Consider the following 13,896-nt stretch of genomic DNA (forward strand, 5'->3'; position numbering starts at 1 on the left):
ACGATGTCATTTTTGACCTACATCCTGATCGGGGCGGCACTGATGCTGGTCGCGACGTTCATGAAGTCGCGTTACGTGTCCTTCTGGGCGCAGAAATCGACTGACTACGCGGATGGCCCGATCTTTGATATCCGCGAGCGGTTCAATGGGCCGTTGTTGTGCGAAGGTGTGATTTATGGTCCGACGGGGCGGGTATCATCGCGTTTCGTGGCCGATTTCGAAGCCTCGTGGAACGGCAATGTTGGCACAATGGTCGAGAAGTTCCATTATGACAGCGGGTCGGTGCAGGATCGTGTGTGGACGCTGACGCTGGGCAACGATGGGCGCATCAAGGCAGAGGCCCCCGATGTTGTGGGTGTTGGCGAAGGGCGTCAGGAAGGATCGGCTGTGCTGCTGAACTATCGCATCAAGTTGACCGAAGAGGCCGGGGGCCATGCGCTGGATGTCACCGACTGGATGTATCTGATGGCGAATGGATCAATTATGAACCGCAGCCAGTTTCGGAAGTTTGGTATCAAGGTGGCCGAGTTGGTCGCCACGATGAGACCGAAAAATCAGGACGTCTACGCAGGGGAATAACGTGAAAGAATGGCAAGGAAAGCGCTATTGGCTGGTGGGCGCAAGTGAAGGCCTTGGCCGTGAAGTTGCGTTTTGCCTAAGCCGTGCGGGGGCCGAGGTGATTGTCTCAGCCCGGTCCGAGGATCGCCTGAAATCGCTGGTTGAGGAATTGCCGGGCAAGGCATCTTACGTGACGGTTGATGTGGCTGACCGCGAGGCTGTTGAGAAAGCCGCCGCAGAGGTCGGTGAACTGGATGGTGTTGTGTACCTTGCCGGGGTCTATTGGCCGATGAAGGCCAGCGAATGGGACAATGAAAAGGCCGACATGATGGGTGAGATCAACTATCTGGGCGGGTCCCGGGTGGTGGGTGCTGTCATCCGTGGAATGGTTGAGCGCGGTCATGGCCACATTGTTCTGACCGGCTCACTGTCGGGTTTTCGTGGTTTGCCGGGCGCGATTGGTTATTCGGCCTCAAAGGCCGGGTTGATGGCGCTGGCCGAGTCGATGCAGGCCGACCTGCGGACGTCGAACATCAAGGTGCAGGTGATCAATCCGGGTTTCATCAAGACCCGTTTGACCGACAAGAACGATTTCAACATGCCGTTCATTATGGAACCGGACGCGGCGGCGCGGGAATTCTTTGATCACATGAACGACGACACGTTCAAGAAGAGCTTTCCGATGGTGTTTTCCTGGGTCTTCCGTCTGTCGCAGTTCATGCCGGACTGGATGTATTACCGCTTATTCGGCGCCAAGTAGCGCTGCGTGCCCTTTGACGTTGAGGCCACCGCCCTCGGCGATGAAATTGACGATGTCCTGAACACCCGCCCCTTTGCGGATGGCGCTGAAGACGAAGGGGCGACCGTTGCGGACCCGGGTCGCGTCCCGCTCCATCACCTCAAGCGACGCCCCGACATGCGGGGCGAGGTCGGTTTTGTTGATCACGAGCAGGTCGGATTTCGTGATGGCCGGCCCGCCCTTGCGCGGGATTTCCTCGCCTGCGGCCACGTCGATGACATAGATCGTGAGGTCAGCGAGTTCGGGGCTGAACGTGGCAGACAGGTTGTCGCCACCGCTTTCGATCAGGACGAGATCGAGGTTAGCGTGCCGTTTCTGCATCTCGGCCACGGCGACGAGGTTGATCGAGGCATCTTCGCGGATGGCCGTATGCGGGCAGCCGCCGGTTTCGACCCCGATCACCCGGTCTTGCGGGAGAATCTGCATGCGCATCAGCGCTTCCGCATCCTCTTGCGTGTAGATGTCGTTGGTGATTACCCCGAGCGAGATTTGCGGGTGCAGCGACTTGGCGATGGCTGCGGTGAGGGAGGTTTTCCCGGCGCCCACAGGGCCACCGATGCCCACGCGCAGCGGGCCGTTCATCTGGGTCATGAGCGGAAGATCCTTGTGTGAAGGGTTTCGTGCCGCATGGCGGCGATGTCGGAGAGGAAGGTCGTGCTTGAGAGGTCGTCGATGGTGAGTTTCGCAGTTTCCGCGACGATCTGTGGGCAGAGCTTGGTGAGCCGGGTGAGGACGGCCTGGCCTTCGGTCTGGCCCAGCGGGATCGCGCGGATCGCGGCCGAGACGAGGTTGCTGAGGAAGGATTGCAGGTAGAGCGTGGCGGTCAGGTCAACGGGCAGGTTTTGTTGCTTAGCCGCGTGGCCGACAGCGACAGGGTAGAGCAGCGGCGTTGCGTCGCTATCCCAGATCGCCGCTGTGGTTTGGGCGAAGGCGATGCCTTGGGTTTCGGCCTCGGCAATTCGTTCGGCGCTGGCGGCAAAGGCGCGGGCTGTCGCATCGACATGAGTGATGTCATCGGTGTCGTAGGCCGCCCGGATCAGGACACAATCGTTGCGGCCCGTTCCGTTTTGCAGCACATCTTTCAGCCAATCCTCAACGTCAGCGGCCGTTTTGATCGTGCCGTCCTGGATGACCGTCTCGAGCCCATGCGAATAGGCGAAGGCCCCGACTGGATAGCTGGGCGAAAACCACTGTGTCAGGGTCAGCAGCGCCTCAGTGGTCATGCGCCGTGTGACCGTGTGAATGGGAATGCGTGCGACCCATCCCGTAGGCGCCACCTTCGGGGGTGAAGGGCCGGGTGACCTTTGTGATGGTCGCGCCCAGATGTTCCAGCATATGCGCGATTACCGGGTCATCCTGGATCAGCAGGTGATCGCCTTCGATCTGGCAGGGCGTGTGTCGGTTGCCGATATGCCAGGCGAGGCGGGGCAGGTCGGGGCCTGTGACCTTCAGGAGGTCTTCGTCGGCGGCAATGACCTCGATCAATCGGCCATCGGTCAGCTCCAAGGCGTCGCGATGGTCCAGCGACGTCGTCTGCGGCAGGTCCACGAGCAGTGTTTCGTCGTGAACCGTCTTGATCACCTTGCGGCGCAAAAACCGTTCGTCATAGGTCAGCACGCACAGTTCGAACGCGCCGGACCATTCGCCCGCTGGTCGGACTTTTTGCGTGACGTAATCAGTCATTCGACGGCCTCGATCCCGATGAATTTATAAGTATCCGGTTCCTGATCACCATCGGCGTACGAGGTCAGCAAGCCAATCTCCATATCAGGCAGATATGCGATTGTTTCGGTCACCGTTCCGTATTCACTGCCATAGATAATGGTGCCTTTGATCAACGGGGTCGTGCAGTCACCGATCGTGATCTCTTCCAACGCGCCCCAGCTTTGGGCTTGCGTCTCACTATAGCTTTCGTCGAAAGAACGGACCGTCGTCTTGAAAGTCTGTTCGAGGCCAGGGGACGGTAACGGCAATGCTGTCCCGTCCCTGTGATAGTCCGTCAGCATCACAGAGTCGAAGTCCAGTAAGCCATCATAGAGTGATGATATCCGCAGAATGTAAGTTCCGTGAAAAAGGTGGTTCAGACCGCCGTCCGCGCCACCAAAATCACTAATGACCTCAACAATGCCAGGACTTGTGGTCCTGAACAGGTGTGTGATGTCGCCACTTTCCGTCACGCGGATACCGGTGGCAAGGTCATCAGCCGTGGGGCAGGCGATGACGGGGGTCGCGGCAAGCGCGAGGATGAAGACAAGCGCGCGCATCAGAACAGAAAATACCGTTGGGCCATGGGAAGTTCCTCGGCGGGTTGGCAGGTGAGAAGTTCGCCGTCGGCGCGGACTTCGTAGGTTTCGGGGTCGACCGAGACGTCGGGGGTGGCGTCGTTTAGGATCAGGTCTTTCTTGCCGATCTTGCGGACGTTCTTGATAGCGATGGTGTCTTTACGCAAGCCGAGTGTATCGCCCAATCCGTTTGTCGCCGCAGCCTCGGAAATGAAGCTGACCGTCGATTTTTCCTGCGCCCGTCCGTAGGCGCCGAACATCGGTCGTGTATAGACCGGTTGCGGGGTCGGGATAGATGCGTTTGGGTCACCCATCTGGGCCACCGCGATGGTGCCGCCGGTCAGAACCATTTCGGGTTTCACACCGAAGAAGGCAGGCGACCACAGGCACAGGTCTGCCCGTTTGCCGACTGCGATATCACCGAGGACATGGCTGACCCCCTGCGCGATGGCCGGGTTGATCGTGTATTTCGCGATGTAGCGGCGCACGCGCATGTTGTCGTTGTCGCCGGTTTCATCTGACAGCGCGCCGCGTTGCTTCTTCATCTTGTCGGCGGTTTGCCACGTGCGGATGATCACCTCGCCTACGCGGCCCATAGCCTGGCTGTCGGACGCGATGATGCTGAAGGCGCCCATGTCGTGCAGGATGTCTTCCGCCGCGATGGTCTCGCGCCGGATGCGGCTTTCGGCAAAGGCCACGTCTTCGGGGATGGATTTGTCGAGGTGGTGGCAAACCATGAGCATGTCCAGATGCTCTTCCAGCGTGTTCACCGTGAAGGGGCGCGTGGGGTTGGTCGAGGATGGAATGACATTCGCATCACCGCAGATCTTGATGATGTCGGGCGCGTGGCCGCCGCCGGCGCCTTCAGTGTGGAAGGCGTGGATCGTGCGGCCCTTCATGGCGGCGACGGTGTGTTCGACAAAGCCGCTTTCGTTGAGCGTGTCGGTGTGGATCATCACCTGCACATCCATGTGGTCGGCGACGGCGAGGCAGTTGTCGATAGCGGCCGGGGTCGTGCCCCAATCCTCGTGAAGTTTGAGGGCGCAGGCGCCTGCCTTGATCATCTCGACCAAGGCGTTGGGCTCGCTGGCATTGCCCTTGCCGGAGAGGCCGACATTCATTGGGATACTGTCGAGCGCCTGCAGCATCCGCCCGATATGCCACGGCCCCGGCGTGCAGGTTGTGGCGAGCGTGCCATGCGCCGGGCCCGTGCCGCCGCCAAAGCAGGTCGTGACCCCGGAATGCAGTGAGTCCTCCATCTGTTGCGGGCAGATGAAGTGAATGTGGCTGTCGACCCCGCCGGCGGTCAGGATGCGGCCTTCGCCCGCGATGATCTCGGTCCCCGGTCCGATGATGATATCGACGCCGGGCTGTGTGTCGGGGTTGCCAGCTTTGCCGATGGCGTGGATCAGCCCGTCTTTCAGGGCGACGTCGGCCTTGTAGATGCCGCTATGGTCCACGATCAGCGCGTTGGTGATGACCGTATCGACGGCGCCATCGGCGCGGGTGACCTGAGACTGACCCATCCCGTCGCGGATGACCTTGCCGCCGCCGAATTTGACCTCTTCACCATAAGTGGTGAGATCGCGTTCGACCTCGATGATGAGGTCAGTGTCGGCAAGGCGGACCTTGTCGCCGGTCGTGGGGCCGTACATGGCGGCATAGCTGGCGCGGCTGAGATTTGCAGGCATTTACAGATCCCCCATGACGGCTTGATTGAACCCGATGATCCGCCGCGCCCCGGCGACGGGGACGAGGGAGACCTCGCGTTTCTGCCCCGGTTCGAACCGCACGGCCGTGCCTGCGGCGATGTTGAGCCGCATGCCGCGGGCGGCGTCTCGGTCGAAGTCCAGAGCGGGGTTCGTTTCGGCAAAGTGATAGTGGCTGCCCACCTGCACGGGCCGGTCGCCGGTATTTGCGACCATGAGCGTGATCGCTTCGCGGTCGACGTTCAGGGTGATCTCGCCATCGGCGGGGATGATTTCTCCGGGGATCATGGGATGCTCCTTTGTGCGGGATGGGTGCAATCACCCATCCTACCGAATGGGGTCGTGGACGGTGACGAGTTTCGTGCCGTCGGGGAATGTCGCCTCGACCTGCACTTCGTGGATCATCTCGGCGATGCCGTCCATGCATTGATCGCGGGTGATGACCTTGCCGCCCTCTTCCATCATCTGGGCCACGGATTTGCCGTCGCGGGCGCCTTCGACAACGGCGTCGGTGATCAGCGCGATGGCCTCGGGGTAGTTCAGTTTCACCCCCCGCGACAGCCGCTTGCGCGCCACCTCGGCAGCCATGGCGACCAGCAATTTATCCTTTTCGCGGGGGGTGAGTTGCATGGGTCAAAGTCTCCAGTTGATCGGTAGGCATCCGTTTGTGAGCCGATCCAGAATGGGGATCAGATGGCTGCGGATGAGAAAGCTGTCGGGGGCGAGGAGCCGCAGGACGAGGGTGTCGTCGGTGATCATGCTGGCGCCTGCGGTTTTGGGGAGTGCCGTGCGGATGGGCGCGAGGTGGTTGGCGGCATCTGGGGCGGTGTAGATGAGTGTGCTGACGGCGCCAGCGCCGTCGGCGGTGGGGGGGCGGGCTAGGTGGACGGTCGGGTCACCGTTGAGCGCGATAGCGTCGCGGTAGAGCGGTTTGCCGTCGCGATTGATCGTGATCCGGTCGCGCAGGTAAAGTTTGCTGAGCGTCTCACCCATCAGCGTGCGCCCGAAGACGAGCGTTTCGACGACCAAGGCTGTCGCCGTTTCGGCCAGGTTGATCGTCAGTTTCCGGTCGAGTGCCGCGCGGTCGAACAGGATCGTTTCCTGCGGCAGCCAGCGGAGTTGGGCGTTTTCCCTTGCGACGATATCGGTCGTGACCTGCCCCGCATCGCCGTCTTGTGCTTTGTAAATGCGTTCTGCCGCTTGTGTCGTCAGCGTCAGCGCGGCGTCCTTTTTGACGGTCGCGATCAGGCTGAGTTGGTCGCCACCTGTGATCCCGCCCGCCGTATTCACCAGCACGGCCTCGGCGTCGGGCCGAAACCGCTTGGGAAAGATCAGCTTCATGCACCCTGCTTGATGCAGATCAGTCAGGCGCGTCCGCCCGTGTTCGTCTTTGACGGTCACGCGCGCAATGCCCCGCGCCCGCGGCGGTATTGTGCTGAAACGCTGTGCAGTCGATTGAATATTCATGCTTTTCGGCTGTTGGACAGCCTGCAGGATGTCAGATTGCTCCCAGAGGGCAACGTTTTCAGCCCAATTTTATGACGGTTCGGCTGGCGTTGCCTAAAAATCAGGCGCTCAGGCGGCAGATACAATCTGTTGCTGCGCGGCGAAGGGCCACGTGATCAGCAGGATTGCGCAGCCGTCGATGGCGTTGCTGTCGACCGTCTGCGCCAAAGCGTCGAGGCGCGTTTCGATCAGCCGTTCGGTCGGTTTTGAAATATCGACCGCGATCTCGATTTGCGTATGCGGTGGCAGGCCCCGTTCCAGCAGCGCCTCGGCGATGCGTGGTGCATGACACGCTGCCATATGAAGCGCCGTCCCCGGCCCGGCGAAGCGCGTGCAGTCGGGCAAAGGTGCTTCGGGCCGTCCGGTGCCAGTGGCGAGGACGATGGTGTCGGTCTGGCCGCGTTCCGTCAGGCTGCGGCCAAGCGTTGCCGCTGCCACAAAAGCGGCGGTGACGCCGGGGACGATTTCAACAGGGATGCCCGCGGCTTTGGCGGCGCTGAGGAAACCGGCGATCTCGTTCGCAGGTAGTCCAGCGATGTGATGGCAGTTGGTGCATGTTTGCTCAAATTGAATGCTGCAAGCGCAAACACCTAGACGGATACTTTCGCCATCAGATCATCCCGACCCGTATCGGCCTTGGTCGCGTTATGGATCACGCGGCCGCGTTCGAGGGCCACGAAGTGATCGCCGAGGCCAAAGGCGAAGTCGAAATATTGCTCGACCAGCAGGATCGCCATTTTACCACTGTCGCGGAGGTAAGCGATGACCTCACCGATCTGCTTGATGATATTGGGCTGGATCCCTTCAGTGGGCTCATCCAACAGCAGGAGTTTCGGCTTGGTAATCAGCGCCCGCGCGATGGCGAGTTGCTGTTGCTGGCCGCCTGACAAGTCGCCGCCCCGACGGCCTTCCATGTCCTTGAGCACCGGGAAGAGTTCAAAAATCTCATCTGGCACCATGTGTTCGTCTTTCGGCAGGCAGGCATAGCCGGTTTCGAGGTTCTCGCGCACGGTCATGAGCGGAAAGACATCGCGGCCTTGGGGGACGTAACCGACGCCCGCACGGGCCAGCGTGTGGGAGGCCGCATTGCGCGGCATGTTGGTGCCGTTAATCTGCAAGTCGCCGCCCGAACGGGCATGGGTCCCGGAAATGGCCTTGAGCAGGCTGGTTTTGCCCACCCCGTTTGTGCCCATGAGGCAGGTGATTTGGCCCTCGGCAGCCCCGAGCGAAATATTGTAGAGGATCTGGGAATGGCCGTAATGGAGGGTCAGGTTGTCGATCTTCAGCATCGCTTAGCGCCCCAGATAGACGTCGATGACGTCGGGGTTCTTGGTCACGTGATCAAGATTGCCCTCGGCCAGGACCGACCCCTCGTTCAGGACGGTGACCTTGCAATTCAGGCGGCGGACGAATTCCATGTCATGCTCTACAACGACAACGGCACGGGTCTTGGCGGCATCGGTCAGGATTTCAGTGGTCTTTTCGCGCTCTGCCGGGGTCATGCCCGCAGCGGGTTCGTCGACGAGCAGAAGGCGAGGTTCCTGTGCGAGCAACATCCCGATTTCCAGCCATTGCTTTTGGCCGTGGCTGAGTTCGCCAGCGGGGCGCTGTAGTTCATCGGTCAGGCCGATCTGTTCGGCGACGTCCATGATCCGACGGGTCCCATCTGCGTTCTTGCGGTAGAACAGGACGTCCAAGGGGCCGCGCGGGTTGCGAAGTGCCATGGCGAGGTTTTCTCGCACGGTTTGCGCCTCGAACACCGTTGGTTTCTGAAACTTCCGCCCGATCCCCGCGCGCGATATGCTGCTTTCGTTCATGCCGACCAGTGAGATGCTTTTCTCGCCCCAGAGAACGGTGCCTTCATCCGGTTTGGTTTTGCCGGTGACGATGTCCATAAAAGTGGTCTTGCCAGCACCGTTGGGGCCGATGATGGCGCGCATCTCAGGCTCACCGATCTGGAAGGACAGGTTGTTGATCGCTTTGAAGCCATCGAAGGAAACGGACACGCCGGAGAGTTCGAGGAGCGTGCTCATGATTTGCGGCCCAACTTGTCGAACAGGCTGCCGATCCCGCCGGGGAAGAGGAGCGTGACCGCGACGAAGGAGAAGCCCAGGAGGACGAGCCACCAATCTGTCCAGTTGATTGTGTAGAAGCCGAGGTTGATGTCTGGTGCGCTGCCGCCGGTGAACCAGCTTGACAGGAGCGAGACAAAGGCCGCGCCGATGACCGCGCCATAGAGCCGCCCGCGCCCGCCGATGGCGACCCAGACGGCGAGGTAGATCGAGGCGATGGGGGCAAGTTCGGCGGGGTTGATGATGCCAGCTTGGGGGTAATAGAGCGCGCCCGCGACCGCGGCGACGACGGCGGTGAGGGTGAAGACGAAGAGTTTGTAGCTTTCCACGTGGTAGCCGAGGAACCGCACCCGTGCCTCGTCATCGCGAATGGCGCGGATCACGCTGCCGAACTTACCACGCAGAACCCAGGCGAACATGACGTAGCCCGCGCCAAGCGCGATGGCGGAGGCCCAGAAGAAGATGATGGAGAGTTGGGCTTGAGAGACGTCCTGATAGCCGGGGATGTTCTGCAGGCCCGAAAGGCCGTTATTGCCGCGCAAACCGCTGTCGTTCTGGAAAAGGTAGAGCGCGAGCGCGAGGGTCATCGCCTGGGTCAGGATCGACAGATAGACGCCGGTGACCCGGCTGCGGAATGCCAGCCAGCCGAAGATGAGGGCGAGCAGGCCGGGGACCAGGATGACCATGGCCAGTTGGAACGCGAGGCTATTTGAGAATGCCCAGATGAGTGGGAATTCGGATGCGCCCACGACGCCGAAGATTTGGTTGGCGATTGCACTGCTGACCTCGTCCGGGGTGGGTGGGATGACGTTCCCGGACATGCTGCCAGTCACGATGATCTCGGTCCGGGCATACATCAGCCACATGCCGATGGCATAGCCGCCGAGCCCGAAGAATGCGAAATGGCCGAGGCTGAGGATGCCGCAATAACCCCAGATGACGTCCATCGCGATGGCCACGAGGCAGAGGCAGAGGGTTTTGCCCAGCGTTTTGACGAATGAGGTCGAGATGAGGCCGGTGCCGGTGGCCTCGGACAGGATTGTGACCGTCAGGGTGAAGATCGAAAGGATCAGGAGGAACCAAAGGACGGACGGATTGCGGGCTGTGAAGCTGGCTGTCATGTCCGTGCCCTCGGGTTGGAGGGGGTTATTCGATGGTCAGCGTGAACTGGTCGTCGTAATAGGCCTGTGAGGTGACGAGGCAGTCTGTCTCTTCCGAGAAGGCGAAGATGGTCGCGACCTCTGCCACCAGTGACAGGCGACAATAGGTGCCCTCGGCTGCCATGCTGTCCGGGCAGGTGTCCATATCCGTATGCGGGACGCCGATTTCGAAGATGTCGTAGCTGAGTGGGCAGGCGTTCTGCGCCTGCGCCGCAGTGGCGGCGAGCAGGCAGGTCGCTGCGATGGTAAGTCGTTTCATCATATACTCCTGATGGGTTTTGCGGCGAGATGAGCCCCGGCGCTGTCAGCGGAGTAGTATTTCTGACTAATTTTATCAACTTTGTATTTTGGTGAGCGAGGTTTTGCGCCGCGCTGCGCGCGTCGCCACGCTGAGGGGGCGTTGCCCCCTCAGACACCCCCAAGGTATTTATGAACAAAAGAAGCATGGGATCAGTCTCCTGCGGCGCGGCCTTTGAGGGCGAATATGCCCTTGGGCCGGAATTGGATGAACAGGATGATGAAGAGGATCATGTAGGTTTGTGCCGCCAGCGTGTTCGATGGATTCAGCCACTCGATCCCTTTTTGCAGGATGCCGATCATGCCTGCGCCTGCGAGCGTACCCCAGACATTGCCGACGCCGCCGACCACGACGGTCATGAAACTTTGGACGATGTATTCGGACCCCATCTCGGAGGTGACCTTGGCGTAGAGCCCGATGGCGACACCTGCGATGCCAGCAATGCCCGAGCCGAGGCCGAAGGTCAGCATTTTGATCTTGTCGGGGTTGATCCCCATGGCGGCGGCCATGCGCGGGTTTTGGGTGACGGCGCGGACTTCGAGCCCCAGCCGGGTTTTGTTGAGGATGAACAACAGCAGGCCCAGGAACAGAAGCGCGAGGACGAAGATCGCGATGCGGATATAGCTGATTTGCACGACCTCGTTTATGACCCAGGTTCCGTCGAGCCAATCGGGTGATGTCAGCGGGCGCGCCTGTGTGCCGAAGATGTTCTTGGCCAGCTGCTGCAGGGCGATGGAGATGCCGAATGTCGCGAGCAGCGTTTCCAGCGGGCGGTCGTAAAGCCAGCGGATGACCAGCCGCTCCATCGCGACACCGGCCGCGAAGGTGATGGCGAAGGCGGTGGGGAGGGCCACGATCAGGGACAAGGTGTAGTCGGGGATGATCAGTTGCAGGACATAGCCGGTATAGGCGCCCATCATGATGAATTCGCCATGGGCCATGTTGATGACGCCCATCACACCGAAGGTAATGGCGAGGCCGATCGCGGCGAGGAAGTAGATGGAGGCGAGCGAGATGGCGTCAAGCCCCAGGTCGGCCATCTGATTGGCGACGACGCGGGTTTCGATGGTGGCTTGTGCTGCCTGTGCGGCGTCGGTGATGGCCGGGTCGTCCTCATCGTAGATTTCGGCGAAGGTCCAGTTTTCGAGCGTGCTGGCGACATCGGCCTCGGTCACGCCGGGTGGTTCCAGCCCTTCGGCGACCAGAGCATCGTAGGCCTGATATCGAGCGGGCCATGTATCGAGCGCCTGCAAGGCGACGCCACCGACCCGACCATCCATGATATGGCGTGTCAGGGCCGCGCGGATGGCATCATTGGTGATGAGTGGTGGCGCGGCATCTTCGGCGACAAGCATCGCATAGGCCTCTGCCGTTGACAGTTCATCGCTGCCGGGCGTGACTTTCCTCGCGATGTTGGCATCTTCGGGTAGCGTTTCGATGGCGACCAAATCGCTGCGCAGGATTTGTGAAAGGGCAGCGCGGCCTTCGACGCTGAGATCGTCGGCCAGGTCTTCGATCGCCGCGATCCGCGTTTCTGTTTCCTCCGCGAAGCGCGCGCTGAGATAGGTGATGAGCCGTTTCTTGCGATCCAGAAGGATCAGGTCATCCTCGCCCTCGAGCGAGGCGAGCAAGGGGTCGAGATGCGTGGCCTCCATGTTCCGCCCGATGGCGGCCAGAGCGCGAGCCCGCTGCGTCGGATTTGGGTCGGACAATTCGAATTGAACAAGTGCTGTCCCGATCTCGCGTCGAACGCCGCCATTGGGTTTGATTTCGGTGATGAGGTCTTTGGAGATGTCGGCCGCGGCGATTTCACCTGTTTCGATGTCGATCAGGTTTAGAGTGTCATCAAAGTCTTCGACATAGAAGAACAGGCCGTCATCGTCGCGCCGATAAAGCTCTTTCGCTTGCCAGCGTCGGAGCATTTCGGGAACGGCGGGGTTAGCCGATGCGATCAGGTCGTCCAGCACCACGCCGACGGATCGGCGGGACGGTTTGGCGACCTCTTCAGCGTGGGTTTGCAGGATCGCCTGCAAATCCTGTGCGGCGGCCATGACCGGGAGATGCAGGAACAACAGCCCTACGAGTAAGAAACGGAGCATATTGGGGGTCTTTCCGGTCGCGCCAAAGCGAGGTCCGGGGCTGCGTGGATGCAGCCCCGGCGGGGCGGGTTCAGTAGTTGGACGTCAGCTGAACACAGGTTTCGGTTTCGGTGTTGTACATACCGCAACCGAGTTCCTGCCAATCGGATTTGAGGACCGCGGATTCAGGCAGGAAGTCGGTCCAGGCGTCGCCGGGGACTTCTTCGGTCTGGCTGATGATGTCGAATTGACCGTCAGCCTGGATTTCACCGATCAGAACCGGTTTGGCCAGGTGATGGTTGGGCAACATCAAGGCAGTGCCGCCAGTCAGGTTGGGGAATTCCTGTCCGTACATGGCGTCGCGCACGGCGTCCACGTCGGTGGTTCCCGCTTCGGTGACCGCGTTCACCCACATGTTGAAGCCGACATAGTGGGCCTCCATCGGGTCATTGGTCACGCGGTCTTCGCCCATGCGTTCTTTCCAGGCGGCGACCCACTCGGTGTTCGCGTCGCTTTCAGCGGACTGGAAGTAGTTCCAGGCAGCGAGGTGACCGACGAGGTTGGAGGTGTCGAGACCGGACAGTTCTTCCTCACCCACCGAGAACGCCACGACGGGAATGTCGTCAGCGCTGATGCCAGCGGCAGCGAGTTCCTTGTAAAAGCCGATATTGGCGTCACCGTTGATAGTCGAGATCACGCCGACCTGCTTGCCATCTTCACCCAATGCGACAACGTCTGCAACGATGGTGGCCCAGTCGGAATGGCCGAAGGGGGTGTAGTTTACGAAGATGTCGTCCTCGGGGATTCCCGCATCTTTCAGGTACGCCTCAAGGATGTTGTTCGTTGTGCGGGGATAGACATAGTCGGTGCCGAGCAGAGCGAATTTCTCGACGCCCAATTCTTCGAGAAAGTAATCTGTGGCAGGAATGGCCTGCTGGTTCGGGGCCGCGCCGGTGTAGAACACGTTTTTAGAGCTTTCTTCGCCCTCGTATTGAACGGGGTAGAACAGAAGACCGTTCAATTCTTCGATCACCGGCAGAACCGATTTTCGCGACACCGAGGTCCAGTTGCCGAAGATCACGTCAACCTCGTTCACGGTCAGCAATTCACGGGCTTTCTCCGCAAAAAGCGGCCAGTCGGAAGCGGGGTCGACGACCACCGCTTCGATTTCGCAGCCCAGAACGCCGCCCGCGGCGTTCTGCTGTTCGATGAGCATCAGCATGGTGTCTTTCAGCGTGGTTTCCGAAATCGCCATCGTCCCGGACAGCGAGTGCAGCACGCCAACCTTGATCGGGTCGGCGCAATCCTGTGCAAACGCCGTTTGGCCAAATGTCATTAGGGCGGCAGCGCTGACGGCGGCTTTGGTTAAATTCTTCATAAAGTTCTCCCTGCGAAGGATCACAGAGCTTGCATGCCATGGCATGACGTCCCACA

17 protein-coding genes are annotated in these 13,896 nt (G+C 60.5%); 2 read left to right on the plus strand and 15 right to left on the minus strand.

The window, feature by feature from the left end:
- Positions 1-3: 3 nt before the first annotated feature.
- Together V8J85_RS16710 and V8J85_RS16715 are read left to right on the plus strand one after the other, a co-directional pair.
- Positions 4-579 carry a DUF3833 family protein gene (locus tag V8J85_RS16710; protein ID WP_339954912.1) on the plus strand — a complete coding sequence of 192 codons (576 nt, stop codon included), beginning with the start codon at positions 4-6 and terminating at the stop codon, positions 577-579.
- 1 nt (position 580) lies between these two features.
- Positions 581-1,318, plus strand: a complete 738-nt coding sequence (locus tag V8J85_RS16715) for an SDR family NAD(P)-dependent oxidoreductase (protein WP_339954913.1) — start codon at positions 581-583, stop codon at positions 1,316-1,318.
- Here the strand turns inward: V8J85_RS16715 and ureG are convergent.
- The 15 genes from ureG to urtA form a co-directional block, all read right to left on the minus strand.
- Positions 1,301-1,948: an urease accessory protein UreG gene (gene ureG / locus V8J85_RS16720; protein ID WP_339954914.1), complete on the minus strand. Its 648-nt coding sequence runs from the start codon at positions 1,946-1,948 to the stop codon at positions 1,301-1,303. The two genes, V8J85_RS16715 and ureG, sit on opposite strands and share 18 nt — an antisense overlap.
- Positions 1,945-2,580, minus strand: a complete 636-nt coding sequence (locus tag V8J85_RS16725) for an urease accessory protein UreF (protein ID WP_339954915.1) — start codon at positions 2,578-2,580, stop codon at positions 1,945-1,947. The genes ureG and V8J85_RS16725 overlap by 4 nt, the downstream gene beginning before the upstream one ends.
- Positions 2,570-3,040, minus strand: coding sequence for an urease accessory protein UreE (locus tag V8J85_RS16730; RefSeq protein WP_339954916.1), 471 nt, complete (start codon positions 3,038-3,040; stop codon positions 2,570-2,572). Before V8J85_RS16730 ends, V8J85_RS16725 begins: the two co-directional genes overlap by 11 nt.
- Positions 3,037-3,621 carry a hypothetical protein gene (locus V8J85_RS16735; RefSeq protein ID WP_339954917.1) on the minus strand — a complete coding sequence of 195 codons (585 nt, stop codon included), beginning with the start codon at positions 3,619-3,621 and terminating at the stop codon, positions 3,037-3,039. Before V8J85_RS16735 ends, V8J85_RS16730 begins: the two co-directional genes overlap by 4 nt.
- On the minus strand, positions 3,621-5,330 hold the full coding sequence (gene ureC, locus V8J85_RS16740) for an urease subunit alpha (protein WP_339954918.1): 1,710 nt from the start codon (positions 5,328-5,330) through the stop codon (positions 3,621-3,623). The genes V8J85_RS16735 and ureC overlap by 1 nt, the downstream gene beginning before the upstream one ends.
- On the minus strand, positions 5,331-5,636 hold the full coding sequence (locus V8J85_RS16745; protein WP_339954919.1) for an urease subunit beta: 306 nt from the start codon (positions 5,634-5,636) through the stop codon (positions 5,331-5,333).
- Positions 5,637-5,675: 39 nt separating this feature from the next.
- On the minus strand, positions 5,676-5,978 hold the full coding sequence (locus tag V8J85_RS16750; protein ID WP_339954920.1) for an urease subunit gamma: 303 nt from the start codon (positions 5,976-5,978) through the stop codon (positions 5,676-5,678).
- A 3-nt stretch (positions 5,979-5,981) separates the two neighbouring features.
- Positions 5,982-6,815 carry an urease accessory protein UreD gene (locus tag V8J85_RS16755; protein WP_339954921.1) on the minus strand — a complete coding sequence of 278 codons (834 nt, stop codon included), beginning with the start codon at positions 6,813-6,815 and terminating at the stop codon, positions 5,982-5,984.
- Positions 6,816-6,923: 108 nt separating this feature from the next.
- A complete protein-coding gene (locus tag V8J85_RS16760; protein WP_339955063.1) occupies positions 6,924-7,454 on the minus strand; it encodes an SAM-dependent methyltransferase in 531 nt (176 codons plus the stop codon).
- Entirely contained in the window at positions 7,445-8,143 is a 699-nt protein-coding gene (gene urtE / locus V8J85_RS16765; protein ID WP_339954922.1) for an urea ABC transporter ATP-binding subunit UrtE, read from the minus strand. The genes V8J85_RS16760 and urtE overlap by 10 nt, the downstream gene beginning before the upstream one ends.
- Positions 8,144-8,146: 3 nt before the next feature.
- Positions 8,147-8,887, minus strand: a complete 741-nt coding sequence (urtD, locus tag V8J85_RS16770; protein WP_339954923.1) for an urea ABC transporter ATP-binding protein UrtD — start codon at positions 8,885-8,887, stop codon at positions 8,147-8,149.
- Positions 8,884-10,047, minus strand: a complete 1,164-nt coding sequence (gene urtC / locus V8J85_RS16775; RefSeq protein ID WP_339954924.1) for an urea ABC transporter permease subunit UrtC — start codon at positions 10,045-10,047, stop codon at positions 8,884-8,886. Before urtC ends, urtD begins: the two co-directional genes overlap by 4 nt.
- Before the next feature lie 25 nt (positions 10,048-10,072).
- On the minus strand, positions 10,073-10,348 hold the full coding sequence (locus tag V8J85_RS16780; protein WP_339954925.1) for a hypothetical protein: 276 nt from the start codon (positions 10,346-10,348) through the stop codon (positions 10,073-10,075).
- Positions 10,349-10,536: 188 nt separating this feature from the next.
- Positions 10,537-12,483, minus strand: coding sequence for an urea ABC transporter permease subunit UrtB (gene urtB / locus V8J85_RS16785; protein ID WP_339954926.1), 1,947 nt, complete (start codon positions 12,481-12,483; stop codon positions 10,537-10,539).
- A 70-nt stretch (positions 12,484-12,553) separates the two neighbouring features.
- Entirely contained in the window at positions 12,554-13,840 is a 1,287-nt protein-coding gene (urtA, locus tag V8J85_RS16790) for an urea ABC transporter substrate-binding protein (protein ID WP_445285918.1), read from the minus strand.
- Between the last annotated feature and the right edge of the window lie 56 nt (positions 13,841-13,896).

This window comes from Yoonia sp. 2307UL14-13 (assembly GCF_037572755.1).
Taxonomy (GTDB): Bacteria; Pseudomonadota; Alphaproteobacteria; order Rhodobacterales; family Rhodobacteraceae; genus Yoonia.